This is a genomic window from Ruegeria sp. AB7, from assembly GCF_056542625.1.
The window spans coordinates 860,402-881,116 of the sequence record NZ_JBQGAC010000001.1 but is presented as its reverse complement, the minus strand read 5'-3'; the positions used below and the strand labels follow the sequence as shown (position 1 = coordinate 881,116).

General features: G+C 61.2%; 23 protein-coding genes. 19 read left to right on the top strand and 4 right to left on the bottom strand.

Annotation, left to right across the window (positions count from 1 at the left end):
• Positions 1-108: 108 nt before the first annotated feature.
• Positions 109-1,368: a DEAD/DEAH box helicase gene (locus ACR0EN_RS04425; protein ID WP_170512921.1), complete on the bottom strand. Its 1,260-nt coding sequence runs from the start codon at positions 1,366-1,368 to the stop codon at positions 109-111.
• A gap of 325 nt (positions 1,369-1,693) precedes the next feature.
• On the opposite strand from ACR0EN_RS04425, the gene ACR0EN_RS04420 reads away from it, so the two are divergent.
• Together ACR0EN_RS04420 and ACR0EN_RS04415 are read left to right on the top strand one after the other, a co-directional pair.
• Positions 1,694-2,581 carry a DMT family transporter gene (locus ACR0EN_RS04420; RefSeq protein WP_480585379.1) on the top strand — a complete coding sequence of 296 codons (888 nt, stop codon included), beginning with the start codon at positions 1,694-1,696 and terminating at the stop codon, positions 2,579-2,581.
• Between the two features lie 433 nt (positions 2,582-3,014).
• Positions 3,015-4,385 carry a DNA-packaging protein gene (locus ACR0EN_RS04415; protein WP_480585691.1) on the top strand — a complete coding sequence of 457 codons (1,371 nt, stop codon included), beginning with the start codon at positions 3,015-3,017 and terminating at the stop codon, positions 4,383-4,385.
• A 73-nt stretch (positions 4,386-4,458) separates the two neighbouring features.
• On the opposite strand, the gene ACR0EN_RS04410 is transcribed toward ACR0EN_RS04415, so the two are convergent.
• On the bottom strand, positions 4,459-4,713 hold the full coding sequence (locus ACR0EN_RS04410) for a hypothetical protein (RefSeq protein ID WP_170422230.1): 255 nt from the start codon (positions 4,711-4,713) through the stop codon (positions 4,459-4,461).
• 888 nt (positions 4,714-5,601) lie between these two features.
• Between ACR0EN_RS04410 and ACR0EN_RS04405 the strand changes: the two genes are divergently transcribed.
• From ACR0EN_RS04405 to ACR0EN_RS04330, 16 genes are all read left to right on the top strand, one after another.
• A complete protein-coding gene (locus tag ACR0EN_RS04405) occupies positions 5,602-6,762 on the top strand; it encodes a phage portal protein (RefSeq protein ID WP_480585376.1) in 1,161 nt (386 codons plus the stop codon).
• Complete coding sequence (locus tag ACR0EN_RS04400) at positions 6,755-6,973, top strand: GTA head formation protein, RCAP_rcc01685 family (RefSeq protein ID WP_170635229.1); 219 nt, start codon at positions 6,755-6,757, stop codon at positions 6,971-6,973. The genes ACR0EN_RS04405 and ACR0EN_RS04400 overlap by 8 nt, the downstream gene beginning before the upstream one ends.
• Positions 6,974-6,999: 26 nt before the next feature.
• On the top strand, positions 7,000-7,545 hold the full coding sequence (locus ACR0EN_RS04395; protein WP_480585373.1) for an HK97 family phage prohead protease: 546 nt from the start codon (positions 7,000-7,002) through the stop codon (positions 7,543-7,545).
• Positions 7,546-7,579: 34 nt separating this feature from the next.
• The gene (locus tag ACR0EN_RS04390) at positions 7,580-8,758 is read left to right on the top strand and encodes a phage major capsid protein (protein ID WP_480585370.1); all 1,179 of its coding nucleotides are present in this window, start codon (positions 7,580-7,582) and stop codon (positions 8,756-8,758) included.
• Between the two features lie 172 nt (positions 8,759-8,930).
• The gene (locus ACR0EN_RS04385) at positions 8,931-9,530 is read left to right on the top strand and encodes a head-tail connector protein (RefSeq protein WP_170612370.1); all 600 of its coding nucleotides are present in this window, start codon (positions 8,931-8,933) and stop codon (positions 9,528-9,530) included.
• Positions 9,527-9,865, top strand: a complete 339-nt coding sequence (locus ACR0EN_RS04380; protein WP_170817918.1) for a phage head closure protein — start codon at positions 9,527-9,529, stop codon at positions 9,863-9,865. The genes ACR0EN_RS04385 and ACR0EN_RS04380 overlap by 4 nt, the downstream gene beginning before the upstream one ends.
• Entirely contained in the window at positions 9,862-10,275 is a 414-nt protein-coding gene (locus ACR0EN_RS04375) for a DUF3168 domain-containing protein (RefSeq protein ID WP_480585367.1), read from the top strand. Before ACR0EN_RS04380 ends, ACR0EN_RS04375 begins: the two co-directional genes overlap by 4 nt.
• 20 nt (positions 10,276-10,295) lie before the next feature.
• A complete protein-coding gene (locus ACR0EN_RS04370) occupies positions 10,296-10,709 on the top strand; it encodes a phage major tail protein, TP901-1 family (RefSeq protein WP_170663688.1) in 414 nt (137 codons plus the stop codon).
• Positions 10,709-11,023, top strand: coding sequence for a gene transfer agent family protein (locus ACR0EN_RS04365; RefSeq protein WP_170626664.1), 315 nt, complete (start codon positions 10,709-10,711; stop codon positions 11,021-11,023). The genes ACR0EN_RS04370 and ACR0EN_RS04365 overlap by 1 nt, the downstream gene beginning before the upstream one ends.
• A complete protein-coding gene (locus tag ACR0EN_RS04360; RefSeq protein ID WP_480585364.1) occupies positions 11,020-11,229 on the top strand; it encodes a rcc01693 family protein in 210 nt (69 codons plus the stop codon). The genes ACR0EN_RS04365 and ACR0EN_RS04360 overlap by 4 nt, the downstream gene beginning before the upstream one ends.
• A complete protein-coding gene (locus ACR0EN_RS04355) occupies positions 11,216-11,878 on the top strand; it encodes a phage tail tape measure protein (RefSeq protein WP_170512022.1) in 663 nt (220 codons plus the stop codon). Before ACR0EN_RS04360 ends, ACR0EN_RS04355 begins: the two co-directional genes overlap by 14 nt.
• A 12-nt stretch (positions 11,879-11,890) precedes the next feature.
• On the top strand, positions 11,891-12,523 hold the full coding sequence (locus ACR0EN_RS04350) for a DUF2460 domain-containing protein (protein WP_170817913.1): 633 nt from the start codon (positions 11,891-11,893) through the stop codon (positions 12,521-12,523).
• Positions 12,523-13,407 carry a baseplate hub domain-containing protein gene (locus ACR0EN_RS04345; RefSeq protein WP_170817912.1) on the top strand — a complete coding sequence of 295 codons (885 nt, stop codon included), beginning with the start codon at positions 12,523-12,525 and terminating at the stop codon, positions 13,405-13,407. Before ACR0EN_RS04350 ends, ACR0EN_RS04345 begins: the two co-directional genes overlap by 1 nt.
• On the top strand, positions 13,404-13,847 hold the full coding sequence (locus ACR0EN_RS04340) for an NlpC/P60 family protein (RefSeq protein ID WP_170817911.1): 444 nt from the start codon (positions 13,404-13,406) through the stop codon (positions 13,845-13,847). Before ACR0EN_RS04345 ends, ACR0EN_RS04340 begins: the two co-directional genes overlap by 4 nt.
• Positions 13,847-17,827 (top strand): baseplate multidomain protein megatron, encoded by a 3,981-nt coding sequence (locus ACR0EN_RS04335; protein WP_480585360.1) that lies wholly within the window; start codon positions 13,847-13,849, stop codon positions 17,825-17,827. Before ACR0EN_RS04340 ends, ACR0EN_RS04335 begins: the two co-directional genes overlap by 1 nt.
• A 2-nt stretch (positions 17,828-17,829) precedes the next feature.
• Complete coding sequence (locus ACR0EN_RS04330) at positions 17,830-18,126, top strand: DUF7742 family protein (RefSeq protein ID WP_480585357.1); 297 nt, start codon at positions 17,830-17,832, stop codon at positions 18,124-18,126.
• Here ACR0EN_RS04330 and ACR0EN_RS04325 read toward each other — a convergent pair.
• Positions 18,107-18,445, bottom strand: coding sequence for a TraR/DksA C4-type zinc finger protein (locus ACR0EN_RS04325; protein WP_170396506.1), 339 nt, complete (start codon positions 18,443-18,445; stop codon positions 18,107-18,109). The two genes, ACR0EN_RS04330 and ACR0EN_RS04325, sit on opposite strands and share 20 nt — an antisense overlap.
• Before the next feature lie 86 nt (positions 18,446-18,531).
• On the opposite strand from ACR0EN_RS04325, the gene cysE reads away from it, so the two are divergent.
• On the top strand, positions 18,532-19,341 hold the full coding sequence (cysE, locus tag ACR0EN_RS04320) for a serine O-acetyltransferase (RefSeq protein ID WP_170396508.1): 810 nt from the start codon (positions 18,532-18,534) through the stop codon (positions 19,339-19,341).
• 72 nt (positions 19,342-19,413) lie between these two features.
• Here cysE and ACR0EN_RS04315 read toward each other — a convergent pair whose 3' ends face one another.
• Entirely contained in the window at positions 19,414-20,715 is a 1,302-nt protein-coding gene (locus tag ACR0EN_RS04315; protein ID WP_170396510.1) for a pyruvate dehydrogenase complex dihydrolipoamide acetyltransferase, read from the bottom strand.

Sequence of the window (20,715 nt, the reverse complement as noted above, 5' to 3'; positions counted from 1 at the left end):
TCGTCCGTGTTGTACAGGTTTGAAACGGCACTTTGTCCGACTTGTACAACACGAAGCTCTGACCCCGATAAAGCAACGGCCCGGTCAATCGACCGGGCCGTTTCTTATTCAGGCCGCTTTCGCACGACGCGGTCGGCGGCGTTTCTGACCGCCCGGTTTTGGCGCACCAGAGTGCTGAGGTTTCGGGCCGCGACGGCGGTTGCTTGGGCGGCGCGGAGTTTTCTTTGGTGAGATTGCTTCAGGCATCTCACCGCTGGCGACCGGGATTTCGATCTTCATCAGCTTCTGAATCTGACGCAGCAGGTCGACCTCTTCCGCCGAGCAGAAGGCAATGGCCTCGCCCTCGCGGCCTGCACGAGCGGTGCGGCCGATGCGGTGGACATAGTTGTCCGGTACCTCGGGCAGGTCGTAGTTGATCACATAGGCCACGCCCGGAATATCGATGCCGCGCGCGGCGACATCGGTGGCGACCAGAACATTGACCTCACCGGCGCGGAAGGCCTTGATCGCGCGGTCGCGTTGACCCTGACTTTTGTTGCCGTGGATCGAGGCTGCATTGTAGCCATCGGCGACAAGCCCCTTCATCAGCTTTTCGGCCCCGTGTTTTGTGCGGGAGAAGACCAACGTCAGCGCGTCCATGTCAGCCGAGAGGATCTCGCGCAGTTTGGCGGGTTTTGCAGGCTTTTCAACAAAGTGGATCGACTGCGTGATCTTGTCGGCTGCTTTGCCGGGGGGCGAGACCTGCACCCGTTGCGGGTTGGTCAAATAGGCACGGCTGAGCTCTTCCATTTGCTTCGGCATGGTGGCTGAGAACAGCATGGTTTGGCGCGGCGTGCCCAGTTCCGGCGCGATCCGACGCAGGGCGTGGATGAAGCCCATATCGAGCATCTGGTCAGCCTCGTCCAGCACGAGGTGCTTGACTGAACCCAGATTAACTGCACCGCGATCCATCAGGTCGATCAGGCGACCGGGGGTGGCGACAAGAATATCGGTGCCGCGCGCCAGAAACATGATCTGCTTGTTGATCGACTGACCGCCAACCACGGTCGCGACGCGGATCTTGGTTTTCTTGGTCAAGTTGCGAAGGCTGTCGGCGATCTGGTTGACCAACTCGCGGGTGGGCGCAAGGATCAGCGCCTTGGCGGTTTTGGGATCGGGCTTGCCGGGCTGGGCCAGCAGATGGTCGATCAGCGGCAGGCCAAAGGCCAATGTCTTACCTGTACCGGTCTGGGCGAGGCCAAGGATATCGTGACCATTCAGGGCCAGCGGGATCGCCTGGTTCTGGATCGGGGTCGGTTGAGTGAAGTTGGCGCGTTTGAGCGCATCATTTAGAGCGGGCGCAAGGCCCAGCATATCGAAGTCGAACAAATATCTATCCTTTACAGCCCGAGGCAATGGCCCACGGGCAAGTCGTGATGGGCCGCATCCGCGACCGGCAGGGGTTGTGCGAAACCTCAGGACGTGCAGGCGTTCCCTGCAGCATCTGGTTGTCGCGTCAAGAACCCTGCGTGATGGGGAACTATGGGTGAATCGGGCGCTGTTGGGGGCGGTGTCGCCCACGTGCTCACGCGTTAGCGCTGTTTGAGGGGCACATGCGCCTTGCGGTCGCGATTGTCAAGCGCCGTGTCGGCGATAAGCTTGCGCGGGTTGCGCGTTTGCCAGATACGGTTCGGAAGGTTTTATGAGTCGGGTCATGACATTCAGAGCTTTACACGGAGCGGATTTGAGGACCGCCAGCGTCGCCCTTGTCATCGGCGGGATGATGTGGGGGCTGTACTGGATTCCGGTTCGCTACTTTGTCGACCAAGGACTGGATGGCCCATGGCCGGGTATTGTGATGTACACCTCGGCGTTGATCGTACTGACGCCTTTCCTGATGCGCGAACGGCAAGCGCTTTTGAAAGATTGGCGCGGGCTGATCTTCAGCGGGATGTTCACCGGTGCTGCGTTCAGCTTGTTTACCATCAGTCTGGTTTACACAGATGTCGTCCGGTCAATCCTGCTGTTCTATCTGACACCGGTCTGGGGAACGATCCTTGGAATGGTGTTTCTGGGTGAGCGTCTTGGCCCGGCGCGCGTGCTGGGCTTACTCTGCGGTCTGGGTGGCATGTTCATCGTGCTTGGCGGAGAACAGGGGTTTCCCTGGCCGCGCAATGCTGGAGACTGGCTGGCCCTGATCTCGGGTATCACTTGGGCGATGGGATCGCTGGGGCTTTATCGGACGTCCGGTATTTCTGTTCCGGGGCAGGTTTTTGCCTTTGTTTCAGGCGCTTTGGTGTTGTCTCTGCTGAGCCTTCCATTCGGCGGCGGTTTGGCGTCATCAGAGGCAGTCGGCGAGATGGTAATACGTATCGGCCCGGTCGCGTTGCTGTCGGTCCTGTACACCTTGCCGATGTTTTTTCTGACGATTTGGCCCGCAACCAAGCTGACCCCGGCACGCGTTGGTCTACTGCTGATGAGCGAAGTTGTGGTGGGCCTGATCTCGGCGGCGGTCTTCTCGGGCGAGCCGTTTGGGATGAGAGAAGCATTGGGTGCGGCTTTGATCGTAAGCGCTGCGTTTCTTGAGGTCATGCGGGGCTGATCGTTAACGGATCGGACGCCGGGTGTTGCGTCCGCGTTGCGTAACAAATTGACTTTGCGCGCTTTTCTTGGTATGAATTATGTCATGCTAGAAGAGGTGGGCAACGGCCCCGGGGCGACCCGGCGGTCGTTTTTCGTTTCTCTCGTGCGGAAAAACTCACGCATGAGGTCACAGGCAAACATGACTTTGATTACCCCGGAAGAGCGGATTTCTCAGACGGCTGATTTGTTGCAGTCGCTCGAAAGATCCATTCGCGATCTGCGCCAAGCAGCGGAAGAACTGCGAAAACAGATCGGTGCCGGGGAGGATGCAAACCTTGCCGGAACAGGCAAGCAACTGGGTCAGCTAGAGGGGCTGATCCGCAGTTGCCAGAAAGTGGAGACAAGCTTTGTCGAACAACATCACAGACAAGCCGGAATTGCCCAAGGGGGCTATGCGCTCGACCTTGATCGGGCACGATCTGAGATCGGGTGCAGGCTGGCTCGCCTCCGCGCCTGCTGCGGTGCAGGACAGATTTCTGAGTGAGATCGGGGAGGGGGGGCTGTGTGCCCTCCCTTTCCTGTTCGAGTTCTGGGCGCTGCCGCATCAGTTGCCGCCCGAGGGTGACTGGCGCTCGTGGGTGATCATGGGCGGGCGCGGGGCCGGTAAAACGCGGGCGGGGGCCGAATGGGTGCGGTCGGTGGTCGAGGGGTCTTTGCCTCTGGATCGGGGGCAGGCGTGTCGTGTGGCTCTGGTCGGTGAGACATTTGATCAGGTGCGCGATGTGATGATCTTTGGGGATAGCGGGATATTGCAGTGTTCACCGCCGGATCGGCGGCCTGTTTGGAAGGCGTCTGAACGCAAGCTGGTTTGGCCTAACGGGTCCGAGGCGCAGGCGTTTTCGGCGCATGATCCCGAGGGGCTGCGGGGGCCGCAGTTTGATGCGGCCTGGGTGGATGAGCTGGCCAAGTGGAAGAAGGCGGGCGAGACCTGGGATATGTTGCAATTTGCGCTGCGGCTGGGGGAACGGCCGCGGGTCTGTGTGACCACGACGCCGCGCAATGTGAAGGTTTTGAAGGAGTTGCTGGCGTCTCCGTCCACGGTGCAGACCCACGCGCCGACCGAGGCGAACCGGGCCAATCTGGCGGGTTCCTTTTTGGAAGAGGTACGCGCGCGCTATGCAGGCACGCGGCTGGGGCGGCAGGAATTAGACGGGGTGTTGCTGTCGGATGCCGAAGGCGCGTTGTGGACGGGTTCGATGCTGGAGGCGGCGCGCTGTACGCGGGTGCCTACGCTGGACCGCATCGTCGTGGCACTGGACCCGGCAGTAACGGCGAGGGCGGATGCAGATGCTTGCGGGATCGTGGTCGTTGGTGCTCAGCTAGAGGGGCCGCCCGAGGACTGGCAGGCCTATGTGCTGGCTGACCGGACGGTGCAGGGTGTTGGCCCGGCGGGCTGGGCGCAGGCGGCGATTGACGCGATGGATGAGTTCGGGGCCGAACGGCTGGTGGCCGAGGTCAATCAGGGCGGGCAACTGGTGGAAGAGGTCGTGCGGCAGGTGGACCCTCTGGTGCCTTATCGCGCGGTGCGGGCGTCACGCGGCAAGGTCGCGCGGGCTGAGCCTGTGGCGGCGCTGTACGAACAGGGGCGGGTAAGCCATGTGGCCGGGCTGGATGCGCTAGAGGAGCAGATGTGCCAGATGACCGCGCGCGGGTTCGAAGGGCAGGGCTCACCCGACCGGGTCGACGCGTTGGTCTGGGCGCTGCATGAGTTAGTTGTGGCACCTGCGGGGGCGTTTCGGCGGCCCAGGGTGCGGAGTTTGTGAGCACTTTGAGGGTTGCTCTACAAACAATCATATTTCGCCTTAAGGGCTGCTCTTTCGCTGGGCGCATTCAGGTTCAGGACGTTGGGTACTCTTGATTCCAACTGTCCTCGTATTCGCCGAGCAACCTCGACAACGTCAGCAGCGAAGAAAACAGCCTTGCGTGGACATCCGGCGACATCATGGTTTTGTAGTCATCAAGCAGCTGCACAAGAACGACCACGTTGGAGGCAAACACCTCGTAGACGTGTTTGTCGGCAGCAGTAGGTTCCTTGGTCCAGTTATTGTTCGTATCGGAGTGTCCGGACGGTGCAGGTTCGTTTTCAGTCATCGGGTGGCCTCTTCAATTTGAAGCACACGTGGGGGCATGTGAAACGCAGACAATTGCCGTGGCACGAAATCACAAGAACTTGGCGGTGATTGCAAAGGATTTAGGCTATCGGTTGAACAAACTTCTGAATCTTGCAATCAGCCAAGCTAGAGTCTGGGTCAGGGCTCGCCCGACCCGGTCGACCCGTTAGTCTCTGCGTTGCATGAGTTGGTTGTGGAGCCTGCGGGGGTCTATCGGCGGCCTTGGGTGCGGGCGCTATAGCAGTTTCACTGCCCAGTTTAAGTGCTGTTAAGTAGCAAAATGTGGCACTAGCGAGCAGGTACAGACAGTATTGTCCAGTGTCGCGCGTGAGCTATCACTTGCGCGCCTTCGCTTTGCCTGTCGCTGATTGCGCCGCGTTCGTGCTTTGGGCAAGCAATCAAAAAAGATCCATCGTTGACGGGTTCGCGGATCTCTCGATTTTCACTGATGATTTGGCAAACGTCTTCGGGTGTCGGGTAGGGTCTGACTGGATTTAAGCCTGAGGTTCCGGCTTCGGTATACTTGAAGGTCGTTGGTTCTGCGCCGTAATCCAAATTTGGTCCGAAACATCCCGACACTGCTAAAAGCAAGACCGGTACGATTGCTTTGGTTAAATTCATGAAACCTCACTACATTCTTGAAAACCATAAAGTTATATTTCAGGAGTATTCGAACAGAATCTTCGCGTCTAGATTGAATGCGTGCGAGCAGTGGTTTTACGGTGAACTCTCTGAATTCGCTCTAGTTCGATTTCACGTCATGTATCCGTTGCCCAACTCCCGTACGCCCTATTCCCAAGCCTTAAACTTCTTTCCGTCATAACTCCTTTCAACAAGCCGGGCAGAGCGGCGGCAGAAAGGAGCACAGATGGTATTCGATTTCTTGCGTCGTGGATCGGCTGAGGCAACGCCCGAGGCGAAGGCGAGCGCGGCGGGGCCTGTGGTGGCGTGGCAGACGGGCGGGCGCGTGGCGTGGAGCCCCAGGGATGCAATGTCGCTGACGCGGACAGGGTTTTCGGGGAACCCGGTGGGGTTTCGATCCGTCAAACTGATTGCCGAGGCGGCGGCGGCCTTGCCACTGGTGCTGCAGGATCAGGCTCAGCGCTATGATACCCATCCGATCCTGTCCCTGATGCGCCGTCCGAATGCGGCGCAGGGGCGGGCGGAGTTGATGGAAGCTCTGTTTGGGCAGTTGTTGCTGTCGGGCAATGCCTATGTTGAGGCAGTGCAGGCCGAGGAAGGGCTGCCGGTTGAGCTACATGTCTTGCGCTCGGACCGGATGAGCGTGGTGCCGGGGGCGGATGGGTGGCCCAAGGCGTATGACTACGCTGTAGGCGGCAAGAAGCATCGGTTTGCGGCGGAAAATATCTGTCATATCAAGTCGTTCCACCCTCAGGACGATCACTATGGGTTTTCGCCGATGCAGGCGGCGGCGATGGCGATTGATGTGCATAACAGCGCGTCTCGGTGGTCGAAATCGTTGTTGGACAATGCAGCGCGGCCTTCGGGGGCGCTGGTGTGGAAGGGTGACGGCCATGGGGTGATGGCCGAGGATCAGTTCCGGCGTTTGTCGGATGAGATCGAGCAGAACTATCGCGGGGCACGCAATGCCGGGCGTCCGATGGTTCTGGAAGGGGGCTTGGATTGGAAGCCGATGGGGTTCTCTCCGTCCGATATGGAGTTTCAAAAGACCAAGGAAGCCGCCGCCCGCGAGATCGCGCTGGCATTTGGGGTCCCGCCGATGCTGCTGGGGATACAAGGCGACGCGACCTATTCGAACTATCAGGAGGCCAACCGGGCGTTTTATCGCCTGACCGTATTGCCTCTGGTGACGCGGGTGGCGGCGGCGATGTCCGAGTGGCTGGCGGGCTTTTCGGGTGAGGATTTGGTGCTGAAGCCGGATCTGGATCAGGTGCCCGCGCTGTCGGCGGAACGCGATGCGCAATGGGCGCGGGTCAACGGTGCCGATTTCCTGACGGATGCGGAAAAACGTGCGTTGCTGGGGCTGCCGGAGCGTGGCGATGGGTGACGGGTATCCTCCGTTCGACTGCGCGCCGGGCCTGCGTCTGGCCGCGCATGAGCGGGTGGCCGAGATCCAGCACGCCCACCTGTGTCGGCGGCTGGATCAGATCGAAGAGATGATGGAGCGACTGGAGAAGCGGTTGTGGCTGACGGTTTACGGCGTGGCGGCGGTGATTTTGGCGCAGGCGTTTCAGTCGTTACTGGTGGTAGCGCCGTAATGTCAGTGGGTTACATGGAGAAGTTCATGGATTTGGAGCATAAATTCGCACAGTTCGGAGACAGCTTGTCGGTGACCGACGATGCGGTGATCGAAGGGTATGCCAGCCTGTTCGGGCAGGTCGATCAGGGCAGCGATGTGGTGCAGCGCGGGGCGTATAGGGGCTCGCTTGACGGGCTGTCCAAGGCGGGTCAGCGGGTCAAGATGCTGTGGCAGCACGATCCGGCGCAGCCAATCGGCGTCTGGGACGAGGTGCGCGAGGACGACAAGGGCCTGTGGGTCAAGGGGCGTCTGCTGGAGAGCACGCAAAAGGGCCGTGAGGCGGCCGAGTTGATCCGGGCGGGCGCTATGGATGGCCTGTCGATAGGCTATCGCACCAAGCGGGCCGTGAAGAATGACAAGGGCCAGCGGGTCCTGACGGAACTGGAGCTATGGGAGGTGTCGCTGGTGACCTTCCCGATGCTGCCCAGTGCGCGGGTGGCGGCGAAGGGCGTTGAGCCCGACGTTGAAAACACCTGGCGCAGTATTGCCGAGGTGTTCAACGACGCCCGGCAGGAGCTGGCGCGGACCTAGCGCGCCTCAATACCCACCCAAAAAGGAAGTGCTGATGAGCAAGACCGAGACCCCGGCCTTGACCGGAGAGGGTGCGCCCCTGGTTCAGGAGGTGAAGCAGGCGATGGCTGGCTTCGTGAATGAATTCAAGGGCCTGAAGGCTGAAGTTAAAATCAAACTGCAACAGACAGAAGAGCGACTGACCATGCTGGATCGTAAATCAACCATCGCGGCGCGTCCGCACCTTGCGGCATCGATCGAAGAAGGCGCCCCGCATCAGAAGGCATTCGATGCCTATGTGCGTTCGGGCGAAGATGATGGGCTGCGCGGGCTGGAGATCGAGGCCAAGTCGCTTTCGACGGCGGTGAACAGCGACGGTGGCTATCTGGTCGATCCGCAGACGGCTGAGATGATCAAGTCGGTGTTGAATTCGACCGCTTCGATCCGTTCGATTGCGTCAGTTGTGAATGTCGAGGCGAACTCGTTCGATGTGCTGATCGACCACACCGATGTGGGCGCGGGTTGGGCGGATGAGAACTCGGCCACGGCTGAGACCTCGACCCCATCGATTGATCGGATTTCGATCCCGCTGCACGAGCTGAGCGCGCTGCCCAAGGCGTCGCAGCGTCTGTTGGATGACAGTGCGTTTGACGTCGAAGGCTGGCTGGCCGGTCGTATCGCCGACAAGTTTGCTCGCGCCGAGGCAGCGGCGTTTATCAATGGCGACGGTGTGGACAAGCCCAAGGGTATCCTGACCCACCGCACGATGGAAAACGGCAGCTGGGGCTGGGATAGCCTGGGTTATGTCGCGTCGGGCATTGATGGTGGCGTCGATGCGGATGCGATTGTGGACGTGGTCTATGCGCTGGGCGCGCAGTACCGGGTGAACGGCACTTTCGTGATGAACTCGAAAACCGCGGGTCTGATCCGCAAGCTGAAGGACAGCGATGGCCGCTTCCTTTGGTCGGATGGCCTAGCCGCTGGTGAGCCTGCGCGTCTGATGGGCTATCCGGTGCTGATTGCCGAGGACATGCCGGATGCGGCAACCGACAGCTATTCGATTGCCTTCGGTGACTTCCAGTCGGGCTACACCATAGCCGAACGTCCCGATCTGCGGGTGCTGCGCGATCCGTTCAGCGCCAAGCCGCATGTCCTGTTCTACGCGACCAAGCGCGTGGGCGGTGATGTGAGCGATTTTGCTGCAATCAAACTGCTGAAATTCGGCATCGCCTAAGCGGTGGCGGATCCGGGGGGCTGCAAAGCCCCTCGGGCGGCGGGCGCGGGCCGGGGTGAGATCCCCCGCGTTGTCTAGCTGCTCCCCTCCGTCCGAGCAACGTGGGGCGGCGCGTGCCCGTCATTTTCCAAGGATACGGCCCCGGAGGGGTCCGAGATTGCGGAGTGAATGGATGATGTTGATCGAAGAAACCGCCATCGCGGATGCGGCGCTGCCGGTGGATCAGTTCAAGGCGCATCTGCGGCTGGGCACGGGCTTTGCCGAGGGCAATGTGCAAGACGAGGTGTTGAATGGCTTTCTGCGTGCGGCCATTGCAGCGATTGAGGCGCGCACCGGTAAGGTGCTGATCGAACGGGACTTTTCGTGGAGCCTGAATGGCTGGCGCGACACGGCGGGCGAGGTGCTGCCAGTGGCACCTGTGGGTGCAATTGGCGCTGTGACGCTGACGGATGCGGCTGGGGCCGAGACCGCGTTGGATTCGGCGACCTTCCGGCTGGAGCGCGATGCGCAGCGCCCTCGGTTGCGTCCGGCGGGGTCTTGTTTGCCCAAGGTGCAGATCGGTGGTTCGGTGAAGATTGTATTCACGGCTGGAATGGCTGCGGATTGGGGCGGGCTGCCCGCTGATCTGGGGCAAGCGGTGCTGCTGCTGGCGGCGCATTACTACGAATACCGCGATGAGACGGCGCTGGGCGCGGGGTGCATGCCATTTGGTGTCACCAGTCTGATCCAGCGTTATCGAACTGTGCGCTTCGGGGCAGGGGTGACGCAATGAGCGCGCCGCGATTGAACCGCAAGCTGGTGCTGGAGGCTCCGGTGCGCAGCGCGGACGGCGCGGGGGGGTATACCGAGACCTGGACTGCGCTGGGTTCGCTTTGGGCCGAGGTGACGGCACGCAGCGGTGCGGAGCGGGCGGTTGGTGGCGCCTCGGTGTCGCGGGTTGGGTATCGGATCGTGGTGCGCGGCGCGCCCGAGGGGTCCTCGATGCGGCCTGCGCCGGATCAGCGGTTTGCCGAAGGGACGCGCCGGTTTGTGATCCGCGCCGTGGCCGAGCGTGACCCGCGCGGCCAGTACCTGACCTGTTTTGCAGATGAAGAGGTGGCGGCATGAGCTATGGCGTTGCAGCCGCGTTGCAGGCGGCGGTGTTTCAACAGCTTTTGGGGGATGTGCAGGTAAGCGCCCTGTCAGGCGGTGCGATCTATGACGCGGTGCCACCGGGGGTGCTGCCTCAGACCTATGTGACGCTCGGGCCGGAGGAGGTGCGGGACGCCTCGGACCGGTCGGGGGCGGGCGCATTGCACCGGTTCACGGTTTCGGTGGTGTCCGAGGCGGCGGGCTTCAGTGCGGCCAAGACATTGGCGGGCGCGGTGTGTGACGCGCTGGAAGGTGCGGCGCTGAGCTTGGACCGGGGCCATCTGGTGGGGCTGTGGTTCGAACGCGCTAGCGCCCGGCGCACGGGAACTGGCGGCGCGATCCGCCAGATCGATCTGAGATTCCGCGCCCGCGTGGAAGACGACTAAGCAATCAACGGAGAGAGCATATGGCTTCCCAGAACGGAAAAGACCTTTTGGTCAAAGTGGATATGAACGGCACCGGCCTGTTCGAGACCATCGCGGGCCTGCGCGCCACGCGGATCAGTTTCAACGCGGAAAGTGTGGATGTGACCAGCCTGGAAAGTCAGGGCGGGTGGCGCGAGTTGCTGTCGGGGGCCGGGGTCAAATCGGCCGCGATTTCGGGCTCGGGCGTGTTCAAGGATGCGGGCACAGATGAGCGTGCGCGCCAGCTGTTTTTTGACGGTGAGACGCCCGGTTTTCAGGTGATCATCCCCGATTTCGGCATTGTCGAAGGCCCGTTTCAGGTCAGCAGCATCGAATATGCGGGCTCGCATAACGGTGAGGCGACCTATGAGATGAGCATGGCAAGCGCCGGTGCACTGAGCTTTACAGCGCTCTGATGGCCAATCCGTGGACGGGCGAGGTGGCGCTGACCATCGATGGGGAGCAGCGGGTGCTCAAGCTGACTTTGGGCGCTTTGGCGGAATTGGAACAGGAGCTGCAGGCCGGATCTCTGGTCGAGCTGGTGCAGCGGTTCGAGGGTGGCGCGTATTCCAGCGGCGATGTGCTGGCGTTGCTTGTTGCCGGGCTGCGCGGCGGCGGGTCTCAGGTGACCCGCGATGATCTGCTGCATGTCGAGATTGCAGGCGGGCCGATGGCGGGGGCCAAGGCGGCAGCCGAGTTGCTGGCGCGCGCCTTCATGGTGCCCGAGTGAGTGGGTTCGACTGGCCCGTGCTGATGCGGGCCGGGTTCCTCGGCCTTCGCCTGACGCCGGATCAGTTCTGGCGTCTGACCCCGGCTGAGCTGCGGCTGATGCTGGGGCAGTGCGCGGGGATGCCGGCGATGAACCGGTCAGGGCTGGATGCGCTGCTCGCGGCCTATCCGGACAAGACACAAGGAGAGCGTAATGACGGATCGTGATGGTTTTGACGACCTGCAGGAGCGGGGAGAGGCGCTGGGTGACGCGCTGGGCGATGCGGCGACCATGGCCTCGGCATTTGATGGCCAGATGCGACGGATCAAGGCCGCGTTTGAAGAGACCGGAAAGGATGTGGCTACGCTGGAGCGTGGCATGTCGGGCGGGTTGCGCAAGGCTTTTGATGGCGTGGTGCTGGATGGGATGAACCTGTCGGGGGCGCTGGATGTGCTGAAGAACTCGATGATCCGCACGGCGTATTCGGCGGCGATCAAACCGGTGACGGATCATTTCGGCGGGATGCTTGCCAATGGGGTGGGTGGCTTGGTGCAGGGGATACTGCCCTTTGCCGATGGCGGCAGTTTTTCTCAGGGCCGTGTGATGCCGTTTGCCAATGGTGGGGTCGTTAGCAGCCCGACCATGTTCCCGATGCGAGGCGGCACCGGGTTGATGGGTGAGGCGGGTCCCGAGGCGATCATGCCGCTAGCGCGCGGGGCCGATGGCAAGCTGGGTGTGCGGACGCAGGGCGGCGGGCGAGCGGTCAACGTGGTGATGAATATCTCAACACCGGATGTGCAGGGGTTCCGCCGCTCTCAAGGCCAGATCGCGGCGCAGATGAGCCGCGCATTGGGCCGCGGCAATCGCAACAGATAAGGGGAGCAGGCGATGAATTTCCACGAGGTGAGATTTCCCGCCAGCCTGAGCTTTGGCTCGGTCGGTGGGCCGGAACGGCGCACGGATATTGTGACGCTGGCCAACGGGTTCGAAGAGCGCAACACGCCCTGGGCGCATTCGCGACGGCGCTACGACGCCGGGCTGGGGATGCGGTCGCTGGATGATATCGAGACTTTGATCTCGTTTTTTGAGGCGCGACAGGGCCAGATGTTTGGTTTTCGCTGGAAGGACTGGTCGGACTTCAAATCGGGTGCGGCGACGGCTGAGGTCGACAAAGGCGATCAGGTGATCGCGCGGGGGGATGGCGAGACCACAGTGTTTCAGCTGATCAAGACCTACAGCTCGGGCGGGTTCAGTTATGTGCGGCCAATTCTGAAGCCGGTGCTGGGAACCGTGACGCTGGGGTTGGATCAGGACGCACAGCACGAGGGCGTGGACTTTGAGGTCGATCTGGCGACCGGGCGTGTGACGTTTACTGCGCCGCCACCCGAACAGGTCGAGATCACCTCCGGGTTCGAGTTCGATGTGCCGGTACGGTTCGATACCGACAAGATCCAGACCAGCGTGGCCAGTTTTCAGGCAGGCGATGTGCCGAATGTGCCGGTGGTCGAGGTGCGGGTCTGATGAGCGGGGACAAACAGGCGCTGCAGGCGCATTTGCAAAGCGGGCTGACCACGACCTGTCGTTGCTGGGCGATCACGCGCAGTGACGGGCAGACATTCGGCTTCACCGATCACGACATGGAACTGAACTTTGATGGGCTCGCCTTCAAGGCCAGCACCGGTCTGACCGCCGCCGCGATCGAGCAGGCAACCGGTCTGTCGATCGACAATACCGAGGCGATGGGCGCGCTGTCTGATGCCTCGGTGCGCGAAGAAGATATCGAGGCCGGTCGGTTTGACGGGGCCGAAGTGCGGGCCTGGCTTGTCAATTGGACCGACTCCGAACAGCGGATGCTGCAGTTTCGCGGCTCGATTGGCGAATTGCGCCGCGCCGGTGGGGCGTTTCATGCGGAATTGCGGGGGCTGACCGATCTGCTGAACCGGCCTTTGGGGCGGATTTATCAGAAACCTTGTACGGCGGTACTGGGGGATAAAGCCTGCCGTTTTGCGCTGGACACGCCGGGCTACCGCGCCGAGGCCGAAATTGTTGCGCTGGACGGCGCTGCGTTGCGTCTGCGCGGCGCGGAAAGCTCGGATGCGGGGTGGTTTGAACGGGGCAGGCTGGATGTGCTGGATGGTGCCGCACAAGGCCTTTGGGCCTCGATCAAGCTGGATGAACAGGCCAAGGACGGTCGCGAGGTCACGTTGTGGTCGGCGATTGGCGGAGGGCTGGCGGTGGGGGACCGGGTCCAGCTGACCGCCGGGTGTGACAAGCGCATGACCACTTGTCGGTTGAAGTTCGACAACATGCTGAACTTTCAGGGCTTCCCCGACCTGCCGCACGAGGACTGGGTTATGGCCGTACCCAAGCGCAGCAGCCAACACAAAGGGGGGAGCAGGCGATGATGCGTGCAAAACAAGATATCGTGGATGAGGCGCGCGAATGGTTGGGTACGCCTTATATCCATCAGGCCTCGGTTCGGGGTGCCGGGGCTGATTGCCTGGGTCTTTTGCGGGGGGTCTGGCGCGATGTGGTCGGGCATGAGCCCGAGACAGTGCCGGTCTATAGCATGGACTGGTCCGAGCCGCAGGGCGAGGAACGCATGTGGGCTGCGGCCCGCCGTCATCTGATCGAGAAATCGCCCGGAGACATGGCCCCGGGGGATGTATTGCTGTTTCGGATGCGGGATGCGGCAGTGGCAAAGCATCTGGGCATTGTCAGCGCCCAAGACCCGATGCGATTCATCCACGCCTATACCGGGCATGGTGTTGTTGAAAACACACTGAGCGAGCCTTGGCGTCGCCGCGTGGTCGCTTGTTTCGAATTCCCGCTGGAGGATTTCTGATGGCCACAATAGTTCTGTCTGCTGCAGGTGCGGCAATAGGTGGTTCGATCGGGGGCTCGGTTGCGGGCCTGTCAACGGCGGTGATTGGCCGCGCGGTCGGGGCGACGCTGGGGCGGGTGATAGACAACCGGTTGATGGCCAGCCAATCCGTAATGGGCGGCGGCAGCGAGGTGGTCGAGACCGGGCGTCTGGATCGTTTCCGTCTCACCGAAACCGGTGAGGGTGCGACCGTCGCGACGGTCTACGGCCGGATGCGAGTTGGAGGACAGGTCATCTGGGCCTCGGACTTTCTGGAAACCCGATCGACCTCGACGACGACGCAAACATCAGGCGGTGGCGGTGGAGGCAAGGGGAAACCCAAGCCCGTTGAAGTGACGACAACAACAACCACGCATAGCTACAGCTATTCGGTGTCTCTGGCGATTGCGGTGGGCGCGGGACAGGTTGCGGATATCACGCGTGTCTGGGCCGATGGTGAAGAGGTCGAGCGCCGAACGCTGAACATGCGGATATATCGCGGCGATCACGAGCAATTGCCCGACCCGCTCATTGAAGCGGTCGAAGGGGCAGGCACGGTGCCCGCCTATCGCGGCACGGCTTATGTGGTGATCGAAGATCTGGCGCTGGGCCCCTTTGGCAACCGCGTGCCGCAATTCTCGTTCGAGGTGGTGCGGCAGGAACAAGAAGAGATGCCGGATGCGGCGGACGCGCTGTCACGGATCATCAAGGGGGTGGCCTTGATGCCGGGTACGGGTGAATACGCGCTGGCTTCATCTCAGGTTAATTACACCAAGGGCCGGGGGCGCAGTTGGGCGGCGAATGTCAATTCACCATCGGGCAAGTCCGATCTGGTGACCTCGACGCGGGCGCTCGGCCAGGAATTGCCGGGCTGCGAGGCGGCTTCGTTGATCGTGTCGTGGTTCGGCGATGATTTGCGCTGCGGAGAATGCCAGATCCGCCCCAAGGTTGAACGCAAGAATATCGAGGGCGCAAACATGCCCTGGAGTGTTTCAGGTCTGTCCCGAACTGCGGCGGGGCAGGTGAAATGGCAGGATGGGCGTCCGGTTTATGGCGGCACACCGGCTGATGCGGCCGTAGTGCAGGCGATCCGGCACCTGAAGAACTCGGGCAAACGGGTTATGTTTTACCCGTTCATTCTGATGGAGCAGTCCGAGGGCAACGGCCTGCCTGATCCGTGGTCCGATGCGCCGGATCAGCCGCATTTGCCATGGCGTGGGCGGATCACTTTGGATGTTGCTCCGGGACGGCCAGGCTCGCCGGATCAAACTGCCGATGCGGATGCGCAGGTGGCGGCGTTCTTTGGTACAGCGCGCGCGTCACATTTCTCGACCAGCGGCAGCAAAATGGCCTATCGCGGCCCAAGTGAATGGGGATTACGGCGGTTCATTCTGCACTATGCGGCCCTGTGCAAGGCGGCGGGCGGCGTGGAGTCCTTCTGCATAGGGTCCGAGATGCGCGGGCTAACGCAAATCCGCGGCGCGTCTGGTTTCGCTGCAGTTGCGGGGCTGCGGTCTCTGGCCGCGGAAGTACGCGCGATATTGGGGCCGGAAACTAAGATCGGCTATGCCGCAGACTGGACCGAGTATTTCGGGTATCAGCCGCAAGACGGCACCGGAGACCGGTATTTCCACCTCGACCCGCTTTGGGCCGATGAGAACATAGATTTTGTCGGCATCGACAACTATATGCCGCTGTCCGACTGGCGGGACAGGGCCTCGCATCTGGACGCTGAGGTGTCGAATGGGTCGATCTACGATCTGGATTATCTGCGCGGCAATATCGAAGGTGGCGAGGGGTATGATTGGTACTATGCCTCACCGGAGGAAGCTGAAGCGCAGATCCGAAGCCCGATCACTGATGACGATCATGGCGAGCCGTGGGTCTGGCGGTACAAGGACCTGCGCAACTGGTGGGCGAACCGACATCATGAGCGGATCGGGGGCGTGCGGCAGCAAACACCCACGGGTTGGGTTCCGGGGTCCAAGCCAATCTGGTTCACCGAACTGGGCTGCGCGGCCATCGACAAGGGCACGAACCAGCCGAACAAATTCTTGGACCCAAAGTCGTCTGAATCAAATTTGCCGCGGTATTCCAACGGGGTACGGGATGATTTTATCATGGTTCAGTACCTTCGGGCCGTCCTTGGCTATTGGGGTGATGCTGAGATCAACCCGGTTTCAGATATCTATGACGGCCCGATGGTGGACCTGTCGAACGCCTTTGTCTGGGCTTGGGATGCGCGTCCGTTCCCGACTTTCCCGAACCTGCGGTCGCAGTGGTCGGACGGCGATAACTATGCACGTGGGCATTGGCTGAACGGGCGATCCGGGTCGCGGACTCTGGCCTCGGTCGTGACAGAAATCTGCCATGAGGCAGGGGTGACGGCGATTGATGTGTCCGAGCTCTACGGCGTGGTACGCGGTTACGCGGTTGAGGACGTAATGAATGCTCGGCAGGCCTTGCAGCCGCTGATGCTGCGCTATGGGTTCGACGCGATCGAGCGGGACGGGGTGCTGAAGTTCAGAACCCGCGACGGGCGTCGGGCCGTTGACATTGACCCCGAGCAGATCGCCATCAGCGCGGATATCGACGGGCCAGTGGAACATCGCCGCGAGGCTGAGGCCGAGATGACCGGGCGTGTGCGTCTGCGGTTCGTCCAGTCGGATGCGGACCATGATGTTGTCGCGGAAGAGGCCGTCTTGCCTGATGACAGAACCCATTCGGTCGCCGTCAACGAAATGCCATTGTCGATGACTCGCGCCGAAGGGCGTCAGACGGTCGAGCGCTGGCTAAGCGAGTCCCGCATCTCGCGCGAGACTGTGCGATTTGCTCTGCCGCCCTCGCTGCTGCATGTCGGGGCCGGCGATGTGGTGCGTTTGCCGGATGGCGGGGACGGAACGCTATATCGGATCGACCGGCTGGAACAGGCCGAGATGCAATTGGCGGATGCGGTGCGGATTGAACCCGGAGTTTATACCCCGTCCGATGTTTTGGATGATGTGGCGGCAGCCAAGCCATTCATTGCTCCGGTGCCAGTTCTGCCGGTGTTCATGGACCTGCCGCTGATCACTGGATCCGAGGCGCCCCATGCGCCGTATCTGGCGATATCGGCCGAGCCCTGGCCCGGTAACGTGGCTGTCTATTCGGCTGCACAGGATGAGGACTATACCTTGCATCAAGTGATCGCGGGGCAGGCGGTGATTGGCTTCACCGAAACACCCCTGCGACGCGCAGGGGCTGGGATCTGGGACGAAGGGGCCGCGTTGCGTGTCAACCTGATCGATGGCGTGTTGGAGTCGCGTCCACGCTCGGCGTTGCTGAGTGGTGCCAATCTGGCTGCCATCGGTGACGGAACACCGGGCAATTGGGAAGTGTTCCAGTTCTCGGATGCGGTCTTGCAGGAGACTGGCGTTTACAATTTGTCAGGCCGCTTGCGTGGTCAGCTGGGTACGGATGCCCTGATGCCGGATGTATGGCCTGAAGCGTCTACCTTTGTCCTACTGGATGAACGTGTTTATCAGACCGGATTGCTGCGCACCGAACGCCGCGTGGCCAAGCATTACCGTATCGGCCCTGCAACGCGCGGCTACGAGGACCCGGCATATGTGCATCTGGTTGAAGCGTTCGATGGCAATGGGCTGAGACCTTATGCGCCAGTGCATTTGCAGGCTTCTGCGTCGGCTACCGGGGACAAGATCTCGTGGGTGCGCCGCACCCGGATTGATGGCGATGACTGGAGCGCATTGGATGTGCCTCTGGGCGAAGAAAGCGAATCCTATCTGATCCGCGTCTTCACTGAGGGTGCTTTGTTGCGCGAAACTGTCACCAGTGATCCGGTTTGGCAGTATTCTGCCGCGATGAAAGCCGATGACGGGCTGGCCGGACCCTACGATATCGCAGTCGCGCAGGTTTCGGCTACCTACGGACCCGGGGCGTTTGCGCGCCTTTCGGTCGGCTAGCCGTGCGGCCAGTCCTGCACGGAGATCTCAGCGCGGCGGCGCGGGCTTTGCTGGCCGCGCCGCGAACCGACCGCGATAGGATAAGCACCCTCCTGATTGCTGAGGTCGAACTGGCGGATCGACATGTCGCCAGAACAGGGCGGTTGCATCCTGTTTATGGAAATGGCTCGTTGATGGCAGCCGCGCGCTGCCGGCCCTTGGCAGACGAGCCAAATTTCGACGATCTGCAATATTGCCAATGTTTCGAGATGGTTCTGCGAAAACTGATCCGGTTCCAAATCAGCCAGATGCGCAGCTGACACATTTTGAGGCGGCAAGGTCCAGCTCTAGCCTTCCGTGCGCTATTTCCTCGCCGCAATCTTCGCAATAGCCGAATTCGTCTTCGTCCATCCGGTTCAGCGCGGCCCGAAGCCGATGCGTTTCGGTGTCGCGCCGGGCCTGTTGCGCCTTGGCCATTGCTTGATTTTGCAACGCATCCATCCGGCTGAGCCGACCCACTGCCTGTTGATCCAGCTCCACAACTGATTGCGCATCCTGACCGGCGGCGGATTGCGCGGCCAGATCGCGAAGGCGCTGGTGAATAAGCTTCCGAAAATGGTCCAGATCGGCTGAGTTCATTTTTTGTTGTAGTGCATATCAAGGGTTTGCGTTTGGTAATTTTACGACTAGATGGCTATTCTAAGCGCAGCAAAGGATGAAAAGCCATGTTCGAAACGCGCAGCCAAGTGACACCTGTGGACCCGGTTTGGGACCGCATCACCTCGGAAGCCCATGCAGCCGTTGAGAAAGAGCCGCTGATGGGCGGGTTGGTACACGCCTGTATCTTACATCACCGCAGTCTTGAGAGGGCATTGTCCTATCGCATCTCGGCCAAGCTATGCTCGAATGAGATGTCGATGATGGTACTGCGTGAGATCGTGGATGAGGCCTATGCTGACGACAAAGCGTTGATTGAAGCCGCGCGCGCGGACCTGATGGCCGTTTATGAACGCGATCCGGCCTGCCACCGCCTGCTGCAACCGATCCTTTATTTCAAGGGGTATCAGGCGATGCAGGCTTATCGCGTGGCCCACTGGCTTTGGAACAAGGGGCGCCATGATCTGGCGTATTTCTTCCAGATGCGATCTTCCGAGATATTCGGCATTGATATCCATCCAGCTGCCCGCATCGGTAAAGGCATCATGATCGACCATGCCCATTCTATCGTGATCGGTGAAACCGCTGTGGTCGGGGACAATGTTTCGATGTTGCATTCGGTGACGCTGGGCGGAACCGGCAAGGAAGAAGAACAGCGCCATCCAACCATTGGTGACGGCGTTCTGATCGGTGCGGGTGCTAAGGTTCTGGGCAATATTGAGGTTGGCCATTGCAGCCGTATCGCCGCCGGATCAGTGGTGCTGCAGGAAGTGCCACCGTGCACGACGGTCGCTGGCATTCCCGCCAAGATCGTGGGCGAGGCCGGGTGCGATCAGCCGTCAATCTCGATGGATCATATGCTGGGGAAAGACCAGTAATTCGGAGTGAATAGACGAAAAATGCCGCCTCGGGGTTCGAGGCGGCATTTTTTTGTGCATGATCTTCTGGGCTTAGGCCAACATGACCATCGGATTTTCCAGATTGTCGACGATGGCTTGAAGAAGCTGAGCGCCAAGCGCGCCGTCGATGACCCGGTGATCGACCGACATGGTGACGGACATGACGGTTGCGACCGTCAGTTCTCCGTCATCGCCCACGATGGGTTTCTTGAGGCCGGTACCAACTGCGAGGATACCTGCATGCGGCGGGTTCACGATGGCATCGAAATTGTCGATGCCGAACATGCCGAGGTTCGAGACCGCGAAAGTACCGCCTTGGTACTCGTGCGGGGCCAGCTTGCGCTCGCGGGCGCGTCCGGCGAGGTCTTTCATCTCGGTCGACAGCGCCGACAGCGATTTGGTGTCGGCATCTTGCAGGACCGGAGTGAACAGACCGCCCTCGATAGCGACGGCAACAGCCACATCCGAAGGTTTCAGTTGCAGAACCCGGTCACCCGCCCAGACGGCATTGCACTCGGGCACCTGCTGCAGCGCGTTGGCGACGGCCTTGATGATAAAGTCGTTGACGCTGAGTTTCACACCCCGGCCTTCGAGTTGCTTGTTCAGCTGGCTGCGGAATTTCAGCAGCGCATCCAGCTTGATATCCCGGCGCAGGTAGAAATGCGGGATGGTCTGTTTGGCCTCAGACAGACGCGCGGCGATGGTCTTGCGCATGCCATCGAGTTTGATCTCTTCGTATTCGCGGCCTTCGTACATCTTGGCCACGGCGTCGGCCGATGGACCTGCGGGAGCGGCGGCGGTTGGGGCGGCTGCAGCAGCAGGCGCAGGTGCCGCTGCAGGTGCGGCTGTGGCGCTTTCCACATCGGCTTTGACGATACGGCCATGAGGGCCAGAACCTGAGATTTGAGCCAGATCTAGACCCTTTTGCGCGGCAATCCGACGAGCAAGGGGGGAGGCAAAAATACGACCGCCATCCGCTTTGGCCGGTGCCGCTGGGGCAGGGGCGGGCGCCTCGGGTGCCGCCGGTGCCGCAGCCTCGTTGCCCGCTGCGGCAGCTGGCGCAGCCGCGGGAGCAGCGGTTGGCGTTGCACCGATATCATCAGCGCTTTCCCCATCTTCCAGCAGGACTGCGATGGCGGTGTTGACTTTAACGCCTTCGGTTCCCTCAGGAATAAGGATCTTGCCGACGGTGCCTTCGTCAACGGCCTCGAACTCCATTGTTGCCTTGTCGGTTTCAATTTCGGCCAGCAGATCGCCCGAGGAGACGGTGTCGCCTTCCTTGACGAGCCATTTTGCAAGTGTGCCTTCCTCCATCGTCGGGGACAGGGCAGGCATCAGGATTTCGGTGGGCAT